Source organism: Paracoccaceae bacterium, assembly GCA_033344815.1.
Classification (GTDB): domain Bacteria; phylum Pseudomonadota; class Alphaproteobacteria; order Rhodobacterales; family Rhodobacteraceae; genus Roseobacter.
On the sequence record JAWPMR010000001.1, the window covers coordinates 3967067 to 3985207 of the forward strand.

Consider the following 18141-nt stretch of genomic DNA (forward strand, 5'->3'; position numbering starts at 1 on the left):
ACCTTTGCGGTTTTTTGTGCGTTGGGATCGGTCAACCTGAGCAGATGTTCTGCAACCGGATCCAGTCTGCGTCACTCAGAAGCGATTTGGCAGGTTTGCCCGCCATTGGGTCGGCCTCGATCAACGGCAGTACTGTTTCACCCGTGACGTCGCGTGCATAAGCATAAGGCGTGCTTCTCAGTTGAGCTTCGGAAAAAACAGGCAAGAGGCTTTCTGCGCTGGGGTGAACAGACTCTTGAGTGAGAAGATATTCGGCGTAACTGTCCAGGGTTTCCCGTTTCAATGCACCCGTCGTGAGCAGTTGAAAGCTCGCCCAGGTGCCGCTCACTTCAAGAAGTTCTCGCAGTGGATCCCGGTTGCGGGCTTGTGTTTGTGCAACCATGACGTAGCCCGCTGTCACATCCGGTTCTTCGAAATCCTCAACCAGCGCCCTGTTCAAAAGAATTCTTCCGCCTGGAAGGTGCAAACTGTTCTGCAGGGATCCGGGCATGACACTCAACTCATCCGAGCCCAGTCGGGCCCGAAGCGTCGTGAGCGCCTTCAAGCCCGCCGCATCGCTGCACGCAGGTCCCGTCATGCGTTCGATCCGAGACAGGAGGGCATTGCCAATTTCCACGCGTTTCACCTCAGGTACGACCGATATCGCATGGTTAACGATCGCTTGAGGGACCCAGAAAACGCCTGCGGCAACAACGGCCGCAATCGACACACTCATCCCCAACCACCGCAACCTGCCGGGACGCGGACGGGAACGCTCCACCGCGCGGCGTAACTTTTCAATCGCGTCGATCATTTGTTTTTCGTCGACGCCCAGTTCCAGTGTTTCCCCCGGATCCCCTTCCGGGTGAAACAAGGCGGGTCGTTTGCCCGGATTATAGCGCTGCACCGCGGCGAGCGACCAATGGGTGATCGCTTGATCCCGCATGTCAGAAATTACCAGCGTTGCATCCCCGATTGACACGACGACCTCACGGCGCTGGGCATCTTCTGACGGACGCCAAAGCCCGGTTGCTTCCAGTCGTTCATATTTTTTTAATGCCGTCATGGCGTGTGCTGGTACTGCCCAAATTTGAGTAATGACAAGCTTACCATCTGCCCGCGTCCAGACAATGGGCTACCGTAGGTTGGGCTTCAGGCTACCTTGTCTGAGGTCAGTCCAGCAGTTGCGCTTTTTTACGCAGTTCGAATTTCTGAATCTTTCCTGTTGAGGTCTTTGGCAATTCCGAAAACACAATCGACTTGGGCGTTTTGAAACCTGCCAGTTTCTGACGTGCAAAGGCGCGCAGAGAATCTGCGTCGGGCGCAGCGCCAGGTTTCAGTTCAACGAAAGCGCAAGGTACCTCGCCCCATTTTTCATCCGGCTTGGCCACAACCGCTGCCAGCAACACATCTTCGTGCCCCATCAAGACGCCTTCGACTTCGACAGAGGAAATATTCTCACCGCCTGAAATGATGATATCCTTGGCACGATCCGCGATTTGCATGTATCCATCACCGTGTTGCACCGCGATGTCACCTGAATGGAAATAGCCATCTGCAAAAGCTTCCTGCGTCGCTTCCGCATTTTTGAAATACCCTTTCATGACAGAATTGCCTCTGATCATGATTTCGCCCTGCGTCGTGCCATCCTTAGGGATCTGCTGCATTGCATCATCCATGACCGTGATGCTTTCCATCATGGGAAATGCCACGCCTTGCCGCGCCTTGATCGCCGCACGTTCGGGTCTGTCCAGAGCATTCCAGTCCTCCCCGCGCCAAAGGCATTCGGTGACATGCCCATAGGTTTCTGTCAGCCCATAAACCTGCGTGACATTAAATCCGAGGCTTTCAATCTTACTCAAGGTTGCTGGCGCTGGCGGCGCGCCGGCTGTGAAAACTTCTACCGCATGATCGAAAGGGCGTCTTTCCTGCTCCGGGGCATTTACCAGCATGTTCAAGACAATTGGGGCACCGCCGAAATGTGTAACACCCTCATCTGCAATGGCCCCAAAGATCGCCGGCGCGGTAATATCGCGGCAGCAAACCACCGTCCCGCCAATCAGTGGCATCATCCAGGTGTGGTTCCAGCCGTTACAGTGAAAAAGCGGCACAATGGTGAGATAGACCGGATGCAGCACCATACGCCAGCTTATGACTGTGCCCATCGTCATAAGATAGGCACCACGATGATGATACACGACGCCTTTGGGTCTTCCGGTGGTGCCGGAGGTATAGTTCAGCGCAAGGCTCTCCCACTCGTCTTGAGGCATGATCCAGTCATACTCCGGATCAGCCTGCGCGAGCATATCTTCATAGTTTTCAAATCGACCGCTTGCGGGAAAACCGGCTCCGGCATCGGGAACTTCGATCAATGTTGGCTTGGGGCCGTCTAACTCTGCGCACGCCATTTCAGCGAGCTCCAGAAACTGAGTATCCACCAGAACGAACTTGGCCTCCCCATGCGCAAAGATATAACTCACAGTATCCACATCGAGACGCGTATTTATGGTGTTGAGCACGGCACCGCAGGCGGGGACCCCAAAGTGAGCCTCGATCTGAGCCGGGACATTCGGGAGGAGCGTCGCGACAACATCGCCCGGTTCAACACCCCTGGCTGCAAGCGCGGAGGCAAGGCGCGTGCAACGGTCATGGTACTCGGCATAGGTGACGCGGTGCGCGCCATAGACGACCGCCAATTTATGCGCAAACACATGCGAAGCGCGTCTAAGGTGCGACAGCGGCGTCAGTGCGACGTAATTTGCATCGCATTTTTCCAACCCGGTTTCGTCATTCATCCAGCCCATTGATCTTCTCTCCCCATCCGCGCGTGGTTCCGCCACCTCACCGCGCATCCCACGATATTGGATTTGGGAAATTTGAAAAGCGAATTGTCATACAATTCGAAGCTTTATGGTCGCGCCCTTCTTCAAGAGAGTCATGGTGACCTTCAAGCGGTGGGAACCGGAATCCGGTCTCGGTGTTTCGCGGTGAGCTTGGACCATTGTCATTGGATATCGCCTCGTCCGACAACTTTGACGAACACAGCGACGTGCTTCCATGAATTGCGAAAATAGCGGCGGTAAAAATTATTTCGCGTCCCCTGAGACATGCCCGCAGAATATGAAAAGCTATGTATCAGGCGGCGGGGTTCAACCAGGCAATATGAAGAAGGCTATGTTCGTGTTGCGAAGCGGCTCTTGTCGCTCTGTCAAGTGGCTGGACAATTGCTGGGCGCGGTGAGGAACGCGAAGTTATCCTGTTCACAGCAAAAGGCGCTTTGCAATCGCGGGAATCGTCACGTCGCATAAGTCGTAGTGCTGCAAGGGGGGGAGACCCCCTTGCCTTTCTTCAGGCCGCGATCGGTTCCTTCCTGAAACGTCCGTAAAAGCTTTGACCCTTGACCGCCATGTCCCGTAGCAGTTCAGGACAGGTAAAACGATCCCCATAGGTTGCGCTCAACTGGTCGCACCGTTCGGCAGCGTATGGCGCGCCAATCATATCGAGCCAACTGAGGGGTCCACCGGACCATGGCGCAAATCCCCAACCTAAAATGGCACCGACATCGCCTTCACGGATGTCCATCAAGACGCCTTCCTCAAGCGCGCGAACAGCTTCAAGCGATTGCGAAAACAGCAGGCGGTGCTGAACATCAGTCAGAGCGGGTTGATCATCTAAGGCCGGATATTTTTCAGCCAACCCTTCCCACAAGCCCTGCCGCTTACCTTTTTCGTCATAGGCATAAAATCCCGCGCTGGATTTGCGGCCCAGGCGTTCTTCGCCCTCCATCCAGAAGATAACGTCATCCACGGCGCCGTCAGGATAGGCATCGCCCATTGCAGCCTTGGTGGCGCGGGCGATTTTTGCGCCCAGATCAATGGAGGTTTCATCAACCAGTTGCAGCGGGCCAAGTGGCATGCCGACCAGTTTGGCCGCGTTTTCAATCAAGGCAGGTGCAACCCCTTCGGCCACCATGCGCATGCCCTCGTTGATGTAGGGGATTATGCAGCGGTTGGCATAAAAGAAGCGCGCATCATTGACGACAATCGGGGTCTTGCGGATCTGACGCACATAATCCAACGCCTTGGCGACGGCCCGATCACCTGTACCTTTGCCCTTGATGATTTCCACCAGCAGCATTTTTTCGACGGGGGAGAAAAAGTGGATGCCAATGAATTGTTCCGGGCGGCTCGATGCTTTGGCCAATTCCGTGATCGGCAGGGTCGAGGTGTTGGAGGCAAAGATACAGTCATCCGGGATCACGGCTTCGACCTTTGCGGTCATCTCTGCTTTCACCTTTGGATCTTCAAAAACGGCTTCGATGATCAGATCGCACCCTTCAAGAGCACCTAGATCGGTTGTCGCGGTGATCAGATCAAGCAGCTGTTCTTTCTTTTCCGGCGTGGTCTTTTTGCGTGCAATGCCTTTGTCGGCAAAATTCGCAGTATAAGCCTTGCCCCGGTCCGCCGCTTCTTGGTTCTGGTCGATCAGAACGACTTCGATTCCCGCTTGAACCGAAACCAGTGTGATGCCCGCACCCATCATGCCCGCGCCCAAAACACCAAGTTTCTTTACCCGTTGATCAGGTACATCTGTGGGACGCACAGCGCCTTTTTCCAGCGCTTCCTTGTTGATGAACAACGAACGGATCATCGCTTCTGAGGAGGGATTCAACAAGACCGACGTGAACCAGCGCGCCTCAATTTTCAGGGCCGTGTCAAAGGGGACCAATGCGCCTTCGTAGACGGCGGACAAGAGAGCCTTGGCGGCGGGATACACGCCTTGCGTTTTACCGTTCACCATTGCCGACGCGCCCACAAAGGTCATGAACCCGGCGGGGTGATAGGGTGCACCACCGGGCATTTTATAGCCTTTGGCGTCCCATGGCTTGACGAGATCGGCGTCGTTGGCGTTCAGAACCCAGTCCCGTGCTGCCGCCATTGGATCTTCGGATACCTCGTCAATCAACCCTGCTGCTTTAGCTGCCGCCGGCGCAACCAGTTTGCCTTCGAGCAGGAACGGCGACGCTCCCATGGCCCCCAATTTGCGTACCAACCGGGTCGTCCCACCGGCCCCCGGAAAGATACCGACCATGATTTCAGGTAGGCCGATCTTGGCTTTGGGGTTAGTGGCGGCAAAAATGCGATGCGTGGAAAGCGGCAGTTCGAGGCCAATGCCCAAGGCCGTGCCAGGCAAAACCGTTGCGATCGGCTTGCCACCCTTCAGCGTTTTTGGATCCATTCCCGCGCGTTCGATTTTTCGTAACAAGGCGTGCATCTGCATGGTGCCATCGAAAAGCCCCTTGGCTGGATTGTCTCCTGCGTCATCGCGCATTTTGGCAATCAGGTTCAGATCCATGCCACCCGCAAATGAACCTTCTTTTCCAGAGGTCAGAATAATGCCTTTTACCGCATCATCTGCGATGGCTCTGTCCATTAAATCGCCTATCTGTGCAAGCCCTTCAAAAGACATCACATTCATGGATTTTCCGGGTACATCCCAGACAATGGTGGCAATGCCCTCGGCATCAGTGGTCATGGTAAACTCGGTCATTTCCGGGTCCTTTCCTGGATTGTTCGCAGTGTCACCAGAGCATTTGAGGGCTTTGGGACGTGATAGGGGAATTTTGAATTTTGAAGCGAATTGGTAACGGACTTTAGATACCAACGGCTCCCCGCGCGCTGTAACAGCATGCGGGATTTGATTGGGCCAAATCGAGGTACTTCATCCGCGCAGAACTCTGTCGTATGATAGCCGCAAATCAGATCGGCCGAGATGAACTCGGCTTCTCCCGCGCGGCGAACGATGCGGTTGCAGTGCTTTTCTTTCACTGTATCGCGCAGCATTTCAAAGAACGGCCGCACTTCTTCTCTTGCGGAAATGATCGTATCCGAGGTGTCTGTATGTGACAAATATGGGAACATCAGGTGGCTGCAATACAGATCGAAATCATCCTGATTGCTGGCCTCTGACAGGTCATTGATGAAGCGTTGATAGATTTCAATCGGGCTAGCGGCTTGCTTTCGCGCGTCATTTTCGGGTTTTGGTGGTGGAATCTTGTTGGCCGCGTCCTGTCGTACGCGCGGAATATAAATCGGCCAATGCAGGTTATTCAGCATGCTGTCGACTTCCAGCATCTTCCAAACACCTTTGTCGCGGATAAGAACCATCCGGTTCGCATAGCTTGCCATGACTGGTTTGGCGTCCTGCAGTGTATGGGTCATATGGTACCCGGTGATGTAATTTTCGCTCAAAAACTCAGCCTCAACGACCAAACGTACCAGATTAGTGGTTCCTTGCCCTTTGAGTGCGTCACCAAATGTCAGAAGACCGGTGATCAAGTCTTCCTCCGTCTCAACGATGGTTTCATTGCTGAGCGTGCGTCTCAAATGGGGCAATTTGGTCCGCGCCAGCGCTGTTGCTGCGTCCCCTGTCATGATGGCATCGGACAAGACGTCCAACACCTCCTGATAGATTACCATGGCATCAGCGCTGGTCATTAATCAGACCCGCTCGATGATCGTGGCGGCTCCCATTCCTGATGCGATACATAAAGTGGCCAGACCAACTTCCTTGTCGGCACGTTCCATTTCATCCAGCAGCGTGCCGATGATCATGGCACCTGTCGCGCCCAGCGGGTGACCCATCGCGATTGACCCACCATTGACGTTTACCTTTTCGCTTTCGACATCAAAGGCCTGCATGAACCGCAAGACCACGGCGGCAAAAGCTTCATTCACTTCGAAAAGGTCAATGTCTTTGATGTTCATTCCATTATCAGCAAGTATTTTTTCGGTAACGGGCACAGGGCCGGTCAACATGATCGTTGGATCGGTCCCGATTTTTGCTGTGGCCCGGATGCGCGCACGCGGTTCAAGACCGTGTTGTTCTCCAAAGGCCTTTGAACCGATCAGAACGGCAGCCGCGCCATCGACGATACCGGAAGAGTTGCCTGCATGGTGGATGTGGTTGATCCGCTCAAGATGCGGATACTTCATCAAAGCAACCTTATCGAAACCGGGCATCACTTCACCCATTGCCTGAAACGCCGGGTTCAGTGCGCCAAGGCTTTGCATGTCAGTTTGCGGGCGCATGTATTCGTCGTGATCCAGAATCGGCAGGCCGTTTTGATCGCGAATTTCGATCACAGATTTGGCGAAGCGTTTATCGTCCCACGCGGCTTTGGCGCGTCGCTGGGATTCCACTGCGAGTTGATCCGCGTCATCGCGACTAAAGCCATACTCAGTTGCAATAATATCCGCGCTAATGCCCTGCGGTACGAAGTATTTTTCCATTGCCAGTGTTGGATCGACGGCGATTGCCGCGCCGTCCGCGCCCATCGGAACACGCCCCATCATCTCAACACCGCCCGCGATGTAAGCTTCACCTGCGCCGCCGCGCACTTGATTGGCTGCGAGATTTACCGCTTCCATGCCGGAGGCACAAAACCGGTTGATCGCAAGGCCGGGAATGCGTTCATCCAGGTCAGAAGCCAGAACAGCAGAGCGCGCAAGACACCCTCCCTGTTCCATGACTTGCGTGACATTGCCCCAGATCACATCTTCAACAGCGTGCCCTTCGAGATTGTTGCGCTCTTTCAGAGCGTTCAGCGTTTGGGCGGACAGACGCAGGGACGTTACCTCGTGCAGGCTGCCATCTTTGCGACCCTTGCCCCGCGGCGTGCGCAACGCATCGTAAATATAGGCTTCTGTCATTTCTTTCTCCTTCTCGCGCGTTCCCACGCGGTATTTTGTTCAGGCGCTTTTTGGCGTTCTGTTTCGCTTATGCGCGATCAGCAGGGCTGCCCGGCATCAGATCATAGGGGTGCTTCCATCCCGGCGTTTCAGAAAGGCGTGTGAGCCAGGCATCAGTGTTAGGCCAATCCGCGCGTTCAAACCCAAATTTTTCTGGGTAGTAGAGGTATCCGCAGCAGCTTAGATCAGCGTTGGTGATCCCATCGCCCACGATCCAGTCGCGATCCTCAAGGTGATCGTTGAGAATGGCATAGGCAGCTTTCAAGCGTCCCTGATTGAAGCCGATGACTTCTTTTGGACGCTTATCTTCTGGCAGGAAATGCATCAAAAACCGCGTAGGTCCGGCAACTGAACTGAGCTTGTGATTGTCCCAAAGCACCCAACGCAGAACTTCGCGGCGTTCATTTGCATCTTTGCCTGCGAACTTCCCGGATTTTTCAGAAACGTAATCCTGGATGACACCTGATTGCGTCAACTGCAGATCGCCGTCCACCATCACGGGCACTTCGCCCATACTGTTGATTTTGGCGCGATACTCAGGCGTGCGGGCTTCGCCGCCAAAAAAATCGACTTTCACCGGCTCCCAATCGAGGCCAGACAACTGAAGCGCAAGTGCCGCCTTATAGGCATTCCCGCTCTCTCCAAAGCAATAGAGTTGGATCGTCATAAGGTCCTCGCAATCAGTTCTTTCATTATTTCATTCGTCCCGCCGTAGATGCGCTGCACCCGTGCGTCGGCCCACATTTCTGCCACCGCGTATTCCTGCATGAAACCATAGCCGCCATGCAGTTGCACGCATTCATCCAAAACCTCACATTGCGTATCCGTGAGCCAATACTTGCTCATCGCGGCCTTTTCGACACTCAGGTCACCACGTAGATGTTCGCAGATGCATTGATCGAGAAAGGCGCGCGCAACTGTGGTCCGCGTTTTGCATTCAGCCAGCTTGAAACGGGTGTTTTGGAATTGCGTCAAGGGGCCACCAAAGGCCTCGCGTTCCTTGCAATAGGTGATTGTGCGTTCAACGGCCCCTTCCATGGCCCCGACGGCGCCGCAGCCGATGATCAGACGTTCCTGCGGCAACTGCTGCATCATCTGATAAAACCCCTGGCCCTCCTCGCCGCCCAATATGTTTTCAGGAGCAATCTCGACGTCATCAAAAAACAACTCTGAAGTATCTGCCGCATGCAGGCCAACTTTTTCCAGGTTCCGACCGCGTGCAAAACCCTGTGCACCATCGGTTTCCACGACCACGAGGGAAACGCCTTTGGACCCTTCGGCAGGGTCTGTTTTCGCAGCTACAATGATCAGATTGGCGTGTTGCCCGTTGGTGATGAAGGTTTTCTGCCCTGACAACCGATAGGCATTTCCGTCACGTGTTGCGCGTGTTTTAATGCGTTGCACGTCCGATCCCGTTGAGGGTTCCGTCATGGCCAATGCGCCAACCAATTCGCCTGAAACCATCTTGGGTAACCAGCGTTTTTTCTGATCCTCTGTGCCGTAGGCAAGCACGTAATGCGCCACAATACCGGAATGGATACCATGCCCCCAACTGGCCAGATTGGCGCGGGAGGCTTCCATGAGAATGGCTGCTTCATGGCCGAAATCGCCGCCCGGACCACCATATTCTTCGGGAACAGAAGGACACAGTAATCCTAACTCACCAGCTTCAGCCCATGTTTCGCGGTCCATCTGACCCTGCTTGCGCCATTTTTCGAAATTTGGGGCCCATTCATTGGTGATGAATTGCGCGGTCATTTGCGCAATCATACTGTGCTCTTCGGTCATCCAGTTAGATGTTCCGGTTGATCCAGCCATTATGTCACCCCCCTCCAGATGCACCTGCGCATTTGCCGCTTCAGGTAGTTTGATCAGGCCAAAAACGTTTTGCCCCAACCTGATTTCAACCTGTCACTGGCCGATCAGCCCACCGGGAAGGGCGAGCGTTTTCGTAGCATCATGGTTCAAAAGTTCGCCGCCTCCAGCGCCATCACCGTATCGGCACCGGATTGTATACGGTTCAGGTGCAGGGATGTGGCCGGTAACTGACGCGCCATGTAGTAGCGCCCGGTGTGCAGCTTGGATTCGTAAAAGGCCGTATCCGATGCGCCGTTTTCCAATGCAACCATAGCCGCTTTGCCCATTTTCGCCCACATCAGGCCCAGACAAACATGACCGAACATATGCATGAAATCATAAGAGCCCGAGAGCGCGTTATTGGGGTTCTTCATGCCGTTCTGCATGAAATACATGCCTGCGGCCTGCAAATCCTTGCTGGCGGCTTTCAGTGGATCGAGGAATTGTGCGTCAAAATCGGAGTCATGTCCGGCGTTTTCCTTGATGAAGGTTTTTACCAGATCAAAGAAAGCCATCACATGTTTGCCGCCATCCTGCGCCAGTTTGCGCCCTACAAGGTCCAACGCCTGAACGCCGTTGGCGCCTTCATAGATCATCGCAATGCGCGAATCCCGGGTGAATTGGGACATGCCCCATTCTTCGATGTATCCATGCCCGCCATAGACCTGTTGCGCTTTGATGGTCATGTCATAGCCCTGATCGGTCAGGAAACCTTTGATCACGGGGGTGAGCAGCGAGACCAACCCATCGGCGTCCTTGTCATCTGCCCGATGTGCCGCGTCCAAAAGCGTTGAGCCCCAAAGGATGAACGCGCGTGCGCCCTCAGCAAAGCTTTTCTGATCCATCAACGAACGACGGATATCGGGATGCACAATCAAAGGATCTGCGGGACCATCGGGGTTTTTCTCACCCGTCACGTCACGGCCTTGAAGCCGATCCTTGGCATAATCCAACGCGTTCTGATACGCCGCTTCGGCCTGCGACATGCCTTGCATGCCCACACCGAGGCGCGCTTCGTTCATCATGGTGAACATGGCGCGCATGCCTTTATGCTCTTCGCCCAGAAGATAACCGTTCGCACCATCATAATTCATCACACAGGTGGAATTGCCGTGGATGCCCATCTTTTCTTCGATATTGCCGACGGCCACCGCGTTGCGTTCGCCCAGTGATCCATCCTCTTTGACGATGAATTTTGGCACGATGAAAAGCGAAACACCCTTGATCCCTTCCGGCCCGCCGGTGATTTTCGCCAAAACCAGATGAATGATGTTATCGGCCATGTCGTGTTCGCCGGCTGAGATGAAAATCTTCTGTCCCGTGATTTTATAGCTGCCATCATCCTGAGGCTCTGCTTTGGTGCGCATCAGACCCAGATCGGTGCCACAATGGGGCTCAGTCAGGTTCATTGTGCCGGTCCAGTCACAAGAAACCATATTGGGCAGATAGGTGTCTTTCTGGGCCTCAGAGCCATGTGCCAGAATAGCCGAAGCCGCGCCATGCGTCAGACCTTGATACATGGTGAAGGCCATGTTGGCCGAGGAGAACATCTCGCCCACCGCTGTGCCGATCACAATCGGCATGTTCTGCCCGCCATATTGCTCCGGCATATCGAGGCCAGGCCAGCCGCCTTCCTTGACTGTCTCAAAAGCATCTTTGAACCCGGTCGGCGTGCGCACGACGCCATTTTCAAGTGTGCAGCCTTCTGTATCGCCTATCCGGTTGAGCGGGGCAATCACGCCAGAGGTCAGTTTACCTGCCTCTTCCAGAATGGCTGAAGTGAAATCGGCATCCAGGTCATCGTAACCCGGGATCGGCTGTTCCAGGACGTTCAGCACATTGTGGAGAACGAATTGCATGTCCTTGGTGGGGGCTGTGTAGCGGGGCATCTGTTTTCTCCCTTAAACGTGATGGTTTGTCTTTATTCGGCGGCGTTGCGGGGTGCACGCAGTGACGCAATCATTTCGGCACCCCATTTGAGTTGGGTTTTCAAGTCATCAATCGCTTCATTCAAAGCATCGCGCTGGCTTTCCATTTCCGACAGGCGCTTCACGCCGACGTCATAGGATGCCTGCACTTGAGTTTGTTGCTGGTCGCCCAAATCGTAAAGGTCCAGCAGTTGACGCAGTTCTTCAAGACTGACGCCAAACCGCTTGCCGCGCAGTATCAGTTTCAACCGAGCCCGGTCCCGGCGCGTGAAAAGCCGCTTTTGGCCCTCGCGGACCGGAAACAACAGTTCTTTGGACTCGTAAAAACGCAATGTGCGTGGCGTGACGCCAAAAGCGTCGCACATTTGCCGGATCGTCATAAATTCATCGGTCATCCATAAACCTCTTTTCATCAACTTCTCACCGAGCAGATATGGCCTGATGGATCAGCTACAATATCAGGTGACGTTTACGTAAGCTGAACGTCACGTCACTTTGTAAGGTGCCACGGCGGAAACCTGCGAGAACGCAAAAAGTTGACCTAATGTACTTTGAATCTGGCGCCCTGTTGATGTGCGATCAAAAACTCCGCATGTCGGATTGGCGCATGGCAAAACGCGTTCGGATCAGGGCGTGTCGAGTTCTTTGGCGATGGAATCGCGCAGATCACGCAGTTCGTCAATTGCCTCATCCAGTTGCGCGCGTTGTTCGGCCAGTTCGCTGAGTTGGCCATCCGCCAGATTTACCCATGCCGCCATTTGCGCGGCAGTGCCTTCATTTTCGTAGATCAGCAGCCATTGCCGTATGTCTTCCAATTGAAATCCAAACTTGCGACCGCGCAGGATCAATTTCATCCGCGCACTTTCACGCGGGCCATAAAACCGGGCGCGACCCTCGCGGTCAGGTTTCAGCAGCTCAATGTATTCATAATAGCGCAAAGTCCGCGGTGTCACGTCGAATTCGGCGCACATTTCTTTGAATGTCAGGCGCGGTTCTGTCATGCGGTCTTTCTCCCTATGGTTAGGCTAGGGCGCTAACTACCCGAGCGCAACCACCCCTCTTGCTCTTGGCGGTGCTCTGGGATGATAAAGGGCTCAAGAAACCCGGGCTCAGCCTGAGCGGAGCAAATTTACATGGCCACAAAGACCGACATCGCGCGACAGTTCATTGAAGCGATCCCCCATAGCAAGGCGCTGGGTATGCGCTTGACCGAAATGGCCGAGGGTACGGCCAGCATCGAAATGCCCTATGATGAAAAACTGGTCGGTGACCCTGAGACAGGTGTCATCCATGGCGGTGCCGTATCGGCGTTGATGGATACCTGTTGTGGCGCGGCCGTCATGAGTCATCCGAAAAACCCCGGCGGAACGGCCACCATTGATTTGCGCATTGACTACATGCGCGCTGCAACGCCGGGTCAGGCGATCACTGCGCAGGCCACTTGCTATCACGTAACGCGCACGGTGGCATTTGTGCGCGCAACGGCGACGGACGCTGATACGGGTAATCCGGTCGCTGCTGCAACGGGTGCCTTTACGGTGGAGGGCCGTCGATGAAAGCGCCGCGTCGTCCACCCGAACCGGTTCAGGTGATCAAGCAACGTCGAGATGCGACGTTGCGCGCATTAGTCGAGGGTGTGCCCTATATCCGATATCTCGGAATGCAGTTTGAGCGCAAAGGGGATGAGTTGACAGGCGTCTTGCCGTTTGATCAGAAGCTGATTGGTAATCCGATGTTGCCGGCCATTCATGGCGGCGTGACAGCGGCCTTTCTTGAGGTAACCGCGATCATTACGCTCAGCTGGACCTATTTGTGGGAAGATGTGGAATCCGGTGCAATTGACACGGATGCCCTGCAAACAGCTGGATTGCCTCGACTGCCGAAAACAATAGATATTTCAACAGATTACTTGCGTTCGGGCTTGCCGCGCGACGCCTATGCGCGCGCGCGGATCAATCGTTCTGGGCGACGTTATGCCTCTGTTCATGTAGAAGCCTGGCAAGACAATCGCAGTCGCCTGTTTGCGCAGGCGACCGGTCATTTCCTTATGCCCCAACCACGTGAATAGCGCCCAGACTGACGCCAAGGCGGCTGTAACGCACCGGCGGGTTTTGAAAATTGCGCTGCCGATTGTTTTGTCAAATGCGACGGTGCCGATCCTGGGCGCGGTCGATGTAGGCGTCGTTGGGCAGTTGGGAGAAGCCGCCCCAATTGGCGCGGTCGCTCTTGGAGCAATCATTCTGTCCACCGTATACTGGATTTTTGGGTTTCTGCGCATGGGCACAGTTGGCCTCGTCGGACAGGCCGAAGGAGCAGGGGACAAAGCCGAAGTTTCCGCATGGTTGACCCGCGCCTTGATCGTGGCCTTGGGGGCGGGGTTGACGTTGATCATCCTGCAACCGCTGATTTTTTGGGGGGCCTTACGCCTTGCCCCGGCGAGCCAGGACGTCGAGAGCCTCGCCTGGGCCTATCTGAGCATCCGCATCTGGACGGCGCCGGCTGCGATTGCTGTTTACGCGTTGACTGGCTGGTTGGTCGCAATGGAACGGACATCCGGCGTGTTCTGGGTTCAACTGGTGATGAACAGCGTCAATATCCTGCTTGATCTGCTTTTTGTCCTGGTTTTTGACTGGGGTGTACCAGGTGTTGCCATCGCCACGGTCATTGCGGAATTGACGGGCGCCGCGCTTGGGCTCTGGTTTTGCCGGGCGGCGTTTCAACGCCCCGACTGGCGGGATTGGTCGCGCGTCTTGAACCGGGCCAAACTGATCCGCATGGCGGTATTGAACACCGATATTTTGTTGCGGTCGGCCATGTTGATGATCATCTTTTTATCGGTGAATTTCATCAGCGCAAAATTCGGTGACGTCACGCTGGCGGGCAATGCGGTACTGGTGCAATTCATGTACATTACCGCCTATGCGATGGACGGTTTTGCCTTTGCGGCGGAAACCCTGATCGCGCGGGCGATTGGACGTGGGGATCGCGCTTATGTCAGACGCAGCGCGGTATTGACCTCTCTGTGGGGGATGGTGGTTTGCGTATTGATGGCCTGTGGTTTTGCCCTGGCCGGGGGGTGGCTCGTCGAGGTGATGGCCAAGGATCCGGACGTCCAGGCGGCGGCCCGCCAGTTCCTGCCCTATATGATCGTGGCCCCGATTGTTGGCTGCGCATCCTGGATGTTAGATGGCATTTTTATTGGCGCAACGCGCAGCCGGGACATGCGCAATATGATGGCCCTCAGCTTCATCATCTATTGGGCCGCGATCTCGATGCTGGTGCCACCTTTCGGAAATCACGGTCTTTGGCTGGCGCTGTTGATTTCTTTCGTTGCACGCGGGATTACGTTGGGTTGGCGGTATCCCGCTTTGGAAGCGTCGGCAACGAGGCCTTCATAACCAGTCGGTGCGGCGCGTACCTACGGCCTCTTGAACTGAGTTAAATCCATCACGCGCCAGCAGGTCATCAAGTCCTTCGACGATTTCGCTTACCAGTGACAACCCACCAAACACCAGCGCGGTGTAAAGCTGTACAGCGGACGCACCGGCACAGATCTTTGCGTATGCTTGCTGGGCAGAGCCAACGCCGCCAGCGCCAATCAACGGGATATCCGTTTGTGCCGAAAGCTGCGCCAAAACGCGGGTGGATCGGACGAACAGCGGTTGCCCCGACAAACCACCCGCCTCACCGGCTTGTGGACTGCGCAATCCGTCGCGTGCCAGGGTTGTATTGGTGGCGATGATCGCTTCCACCTTTGCATCCCGCGCAATCACTGCAATATCCGCAATTTCATCCTCGCTCAGATCTGGTGCGATCTTCAAGAATACCGGTGTGGTGCCACGTACCTGCATCACACCGTCGAGCAGGGCGGCGAGCGCTGCAGAACCCTGCAAGTCCCGTAGTTTCTCAGTATTGGGCGAGGACACATTTACCGTCGCAAAATCTACATCGTCCCCAAGATGGGACAGGACTGTCGCAAAATCTGCGGCACGGTCGTTACTGGTTTTATTCGCCCCAAGGTTGATCCCGACAGGCACCGCCGCTGACGCGGCTTTCAGGCGCGCACCGATGATGTCCATGCCTTCATTGTTGAAGCCAAAACGATTGATCGCAGCGGAATCCTCAGCAAGCCGGAATGACCGTGGCCGCGGGTTGCCAGGTTGCGCAAGCGGTGTTGCCGCACCCACCTCAAGAAAGCCAAAGCCCGCCCGCGACAGGGGCGAAACCGCCTCCGCATTCTTGTCAAATCCTGCAGCCATACCAACAGGATTTAGGAGTTCGATACCCGCTATTTGTGTTTTCAAACGATCAGAGGTCCGAGGACCCGGCGCGGGGACCAGTCCGGTTCGCAATGCCTTGATTGCCCATCCATGCGCGTCTTCGGGATCCATCCGGCGCAAGGCCCGCAGGCCGATATTTTCCAGCGCTCGTCTCATGGGAGCGTCAAGTTCATGTGCTGGCCGCGTCCAGACCGGCTGGAAACTGATGTACGCCGTTTTGCAGCGGAAGCGGTTGCGCCCAGACCACATCATCCATTTTCAGCGCGCGATAGAGATGAGGAAACAGTTGATCACCGCGCGACACTTCCCACTTCAAATCATCCCCCAAGCGATCTGCCTCAACGGCCAGCAGCATCAGATCATCCACGCCGGCAAAGTGTTTCGCGGCGGTTTCGGCCGCTTGGCTGGCCGTTGAAAAGTGAACGTAACCATCGGAAACATCGATAGGCGCACCAGCGGTCTTGCCCGTCGCGCGCAGATCATCCCATTCATCGGAGCGAAATATCTTGAATATCATCATATGCGTCTGATGCCCCGCGGCTCTCTCAGGGTCAAGGCTCAGAGTATGAGTAAATTATTTGGACCGATTTGACCTGTGACGCCGGGTCATCCAGCGATCCTTGACTCAGAGGCTTTGACAGTTGTCGCACCAGTCGCCACCATAACGCCAGATTCCAACTGAGGGGAAAAACATGAAACGATTCCTGACGGCCACGGCGGCCCTGGCACTCACAAGTGGTATGGCGGCAGCCGAGTATCGCCTGACCATACTGCACACCAATGATTTCCACGCCCGATTTGAACCGATCAGCAAATACGACAGCGGCTGTTCGTCCGAAGATGATGCGGAAGGCAAGTGTTTCGGCGGGTCCGCCCGGCTTGTTACGGCGATTGCCGAGGCCCGCGCACGTTCGGATAATGCCATTCTCGTTGATGGTGGCGACCAATTTCAGGGCACATTGTTTTACACCTACTACAAGGGTGCGCTTGCGGCTGAGATGATGAACAAACTTGGCTATGACGGCATGACCGTCGGCAACCATGAATTTGACGATGGCCCCGAAGTGCTGCGCGGATTTATGGATGCGGTCAATTTCCCGGTTTTGATGTCAAATGCCGATGTGTCCGGTGAACCCTTGTTGGCGGACAAACTCGCGAAATCTACCGTGATCGAGCGCAACGGTGAAAAGATTGGGCTGATTGGTCTGACGCCTGAGGATACCGACGAATTGGCGTCTCCTGGCGATAATATCTCGTTCTCTGATCCAGTTGCGGCGGTTCAGGGCGAAGTTGACAGGCTGACTGGTGAAGGCGTCAACAAGATCATCGTATTGAGCCATTCCAGCTATCGTGTAGATCAGCGGGTTGCGGCGGAAACCACGGGCGTCGATGTGATCGTGGGCGGTCATTCCAATTCTTTACTGTCCAATACAATTGAAGGGGCAGAAGGTCCCTATCCCACGATGGTCGGCGATACAGCCATTGTTCAGGCCTACGCCTATGGCAAATTTCTTGGCGAGCTGAACGTGACATTTGATGATGCGGGTAACATCACACAGGCGGTCGGCGAACCGATCATCATTGATGCCAGCGTGGCCAAAGATGCCGACACGGAAGCGCGTATCGCCGAGGCAGCCGCACCGCTGGAAGAAATCCGCAGCAGGGTTGTTGCAGAAACCGCGGCTGAAATTGTCGGTGTGCGCGAAGACTGCCGTGCAAGGGAATGCGCGATGGGCAATCTGATCGCTGACGCAATGCTGGCGCGTGTCAAAGATCAAGGTGTCGAAATCGCCATTCAAAACGGCGGTGGCATCCGGGCAAGCATTGATGCCGGTGAGGTGACCATGGGCGAAGTTCTCACAGTGCTCCCTTTTCAGAACACGCTGAGCACGTTCGATGTAACGGGCGAAACTATCCTTTCCGCCCTGGAAAACGGTGTCAGTGAACATGAGGAGGGCGCGGGTCGCTTTCTGCAGGTCGCAGGGATGAGCTATACGTTTGATGTTACGAAACCGGCAGGCAGCCGCATCAGCGATGTGATGGTGGGCGATGTGCCCATTGATCTGGCAAAAGTCTACTCCGTCGTATCCAACAATTATGTGCGCAATGGCGGCGATGGGTTTGCGATGTTCAAATCTGCTGACAATGCTTACGACTTTGGGCCGGATCTGGCGGATGTTACGGCGGAGTTTCTCGCTGAAAAAGGACCTTACACGCCTTACACGGACGGTCGCATCACTGCGAAGTGATCAGTTGACAATAATCTTTTGGCGCGCCCGACGATCGTTCGGGCGCGTTTTTTCTGCGTCAGAGCCTCTGGATCAAAATGCTAGGCCGCGTTAAGTT

The 18141-nt window shown here is 55.1% G+C and carries 16 protein-coding genes; 4 read left to right on the plus strand and 12 right to left on the minus strand.

Going from position 1 to position 18141, the window contains the following annotated elements:
- Positions 1–31: 31 nt before the first annotated feature.
- The 10 genes from R8G34_18335 to R8G34_18380 all read right to left on the minus strand — a co-directional run bounded on the left by R8G34_18335 (position 32) and on the right by R8G34_18380 (position 12516).
- Positions 32–1045, minus strand: a complete 1014-nt coding sequence (locus R8G34_18335; protein ID MDW3224811.1) for a hypothetical protein — start codon at positions 1043–1045, stop codon at positions 32–34.
- 106 nt (positions 1046–1151) lie between these two features.
- Complete coding sequence (locus R8G34_18340; GenBank protein MDW3224812.1) at positions 1152–2783, minus strand: AMP-binding protein; 1632 nt, start codon at positions 2781–2783, stop codon at positions 1152–1154.
- 544 nt (positions 2784–3327) lie between these two features.
- The gene (locus R8G34_18345; protein ID MDW3224813.1) at positions 3328–5529 is read right to left on the minus strand and encodes a 3-hydroxyacyl-CoA dehydrogenase NAD-binding domain-containing protein; all 2202 of its coding nucleotides are present in this window, start codon (positions 5527–5529) and stop codon (positions 3328–3330) included.
- A complete protein-coding gene (locus tag R8G34_18350; GenBank protein MDW3224814.1) occupies positions 5526–6476 on the minus strand; it encodes a hypothetical protein in 951 nt (316 codons plus the stop codon). Before R8G34_18350 ends, R8G34_18345 begins: the two co-directional genes overlap by 4 nt.
- Before the next feature lie 3 nt (positions 6477–6479).
- Positions 6480–7691 (minus strand): acetyl-CoA C-acetyltransferase, encoded by a 1212-nt coding sequence (locus R8G34_18355; protein MDW3224815.1) that lies wholly within the window; start codon positions 7689–7691, stop codon positions 6480–6482.
- Positions 7692–7758: 67 nt separating this feature from the next.
- Entirely contained in the window at positions 7759–8397 is a 639-nt protein-coding gene (locus R8G34_18360; protein MDW3224816.1) for a glutathione S-transferase, read from the minus strand.
- Positions 8394–9548, minus strand: a complete 1155-nt coding sequence (locus R8G34_18365; GenBank protein ID MDW3224817.1) for an acyl-CoA dehydrogenase family protein — start codon at positions 9546–9548, stop codon at positions 8394–8396. Before R8G34_18365 ends, R8G34_18360 begins: the two co-directional genes overlap by 4 nt.
- 146 nt (positions 9549–9694) lie before the next feature.
- On the minus strand, positions 9695–11476 hold the full coding sequence (locus tag R8G34_18370) for an acyl-CoA dehydrogenase C-terminal domain-containing protein (protein MDW3224818.1): 1782 nt from the start codon (positions 11474–11476) through the stop codon (positions 9695–9697).
- Between the two features lie 32 nt (positions 11477–11508).
- Positions 11509–11910 carry a MerR family DNA-binding transcriptional regulator gene (locus tag R8G34_18375; GenBank protein MDW3224819.1) on the minus strand — a complete coding sequence of 134 codons (402 nt, stop codon included), beginning with the start codon at positions 11908–11910 and terminating at the stop codon, positions 11509–11511.
- 231 nt (positions 11911–12141) lie between these two features.
- Positions 12142–12516, minus strand: coding sequence for a MerR family DNA-binding transcriptional regulator (locus R8G34_18380; GenBank protein ID MDW3224820.1), 375 nt, complete (start codon positions 12514–12516; stop codon positions 12142–12144).
- A 132-nt stretch (positions 12517–12648) separates the two neighbouring features.
- Between R8G34_18380 and R8G34_18385 the strand changes: the two genes are divergently transcribed.
- From R8G34_18385 to R8G34_18395, 3 genes are read left to right on the plus strand one after another with little or no spacing between them, the layout of a single operon-like run.
- Positions 12649–13071: a PaaI family thioesterase gene (locus tag R8G34_18385; protein MDW3224821.1), complete on the plus strand. Its 423-nt coding sequence runs from the start codon at positions 12649–12651 to the stop codon at positions 13069–13071.
- Positions 13068–13583: a PaaI family thioesterase gene (locus tag R8G34_18390; GenBank protein ID MDW3224822.1), complete on the plus strand. Its 516-nt coding sequence runs from the start codon at positions 13068–13070 to the stop codon at positions 13581–13583. Before R8G34_18385 ends, R8G34_18390 begins: the two co-directional genes overlap by 4 nt.
- On the plus strand, positions 13576–14913 hold the full coding sequence (locus tag R8G34_18395; protein MDW3224823.1) for an MATE family efflux transporter: 1338 nt from the start codon (positions 13576–13578) through the stop codon (positions 14911–14913). The genes R8G34_18390 and R8G34_18395 overlap by 8 nt, the downstream gene beginning before the upstream one ends.
- Here the strand turns inward: R8G34_18395 and R8G34_18400 are convergent.
- The gene (locus tag R8G34_18400; GenBank protein MDW3224824.1) at positions 14908–15951 is read right to left on the minus strand and encodes a quinone-dependent dihydroorotate dehydrogenase; all 1044 of its coding nucleotides are present in this window, start codon (positions 15949–15951) and stop codon (positions 14908–14910) included. The two genes, R8G34_18395 and R8G34_18400, sit on opposite strands and share 6 nt — an antisense overlap.
- A gap of 13 nt (positions 15952–15964) precedes the next feature.
- Complete coding sequence (locus R8G34_18405) at positions 15965–16315, minus strand: DUF952 domain-containing protein (GenBank protein MDW3224825.1); 351 nt, start codon at positions 16313–16315, stop codon at positions 15965–15967.
- Positions 16316–16487: 172 nt separating this feature from the next.
- On the opposite strand from R8G34_18405, the gene R8G34_18410 reads away from it, so the two are divergent.
- The gene (locus R8G34_18410; GenBank protein ID MDW3224826.1) at positions 16488–18044 is read left to right on the plus strand and encodes a bifunctional metallophosphatase/5'-nucleotidase; all 1557 of its coding nucleotides are present in this window, start codon (positions 16488–16490) and stop codon (positions 18042–18044) included.
- The last annotated feature ends 97 nt before the right edge of the window (positions 18045–18141 follow it).

Bases quoted from the DNA above. Each gene is read 5' to 3' on its own strand.
- R8G34_18345 (MDW3224813.1), bottom strand. From the start codon at position 5,529: ATGACCGAGTTTACCATGACCACTGATGCCGAGGGCATTGCCACCATT.
- R8G34_18340 (MDW3224812.1), bottom strand. From the start codon at position 2,783: ATGGGCTGGATGAATGACGAAACCGGGTTGGAAAAATGCGATGCAAAT.
- R8G34_18360 (MDW3224816.1), bottom strand. From the start codon at position 8,397: ATGACGATCCAACTCTATTGCTTTGGAGAGAGCGGGAATGCCTATAAG.
- R8G34_18390 (MDW3224822.1), top strand. From the start codon at position 13,068: ATGAAAGCGCCGCGTCGTCCACCCGAACCGGTTCAGGTGATCAAGCAA.
- R8G34_18410 (MDW3224826.1), top strand. From the start codon at position 16,488: ATGAAACGATTCCTGACGGCCACGGCGGCCCTGGCACTCACAAGTGGT.
- R8G34_18400 (MDW3224824.1), bottom strand. From the start codon at position 15,951: ATGAGACGAGCGCTGGAAAATATCGGCCTGCGGGCCTTGCGCCGGATG.
- R8G34_18375 (MDW3224819.1), bottom strand. From the start codon at position 11,910: ATGACCGATGAATTTATGACGATCCGGCAAATGTGCGACGCTTTTGGC.
- R8G34_18370 (MDW3224818.1), bottom strand. From the start codon at position 11,476: ATGCCCCGCTACACAGCCCCCACCAAGGACATGCAATTCGTTCTCCAC.
- R8G34_18385 (MDW3224821.1), top strand. From the start codon at position 12,649: ATGGCCACAAAGACCGACATCGCGCGACAGTTCATTGAAGCGATCCCC.
- R8G34_18355 (MDW3224815.1), bottom strand. From the start codon at position 7,691: ATGACAGAAGCCTATATTTACGATGCGTTGCGCACGCCGCGGGGCAAG.
- R8G34_18365 (MDW3224817.1), bottom strand. From the start codon at position 9,548: ATGGCTGGATCAACCGGAACATCTAACTGGATGACCGAAGAGCACAGT.
- R8G34_18350 (MDW3224814.1), bottom strand. From the start codon at position 6,476: ATGACCAGCGCTGATGCCATGGTAATCTATCAGGAGGTGTTGGACGTC.
- R8G34_18405 (MDW3224825.1), bottom strand. From the start codon at position 16,315: ATGATGATATTCAAGATATTTCGCTCCGATGAATGGGATGATCTGCGC.
- R8G34_18380 (MDW3224820.1), bottom strand. From the start codon at position 12,516: ATGACAGAACCGCGCCTGACATTCAAAGAAATGTGCGCCGAATTCGAC.
- R8G34_18335 (MDW3224811.1), bottom strand. From the start codon at position 1,045: ATGACGGCATTAAAAAAATATGAACGACTGGAAGCAACCGGGCTTTGG.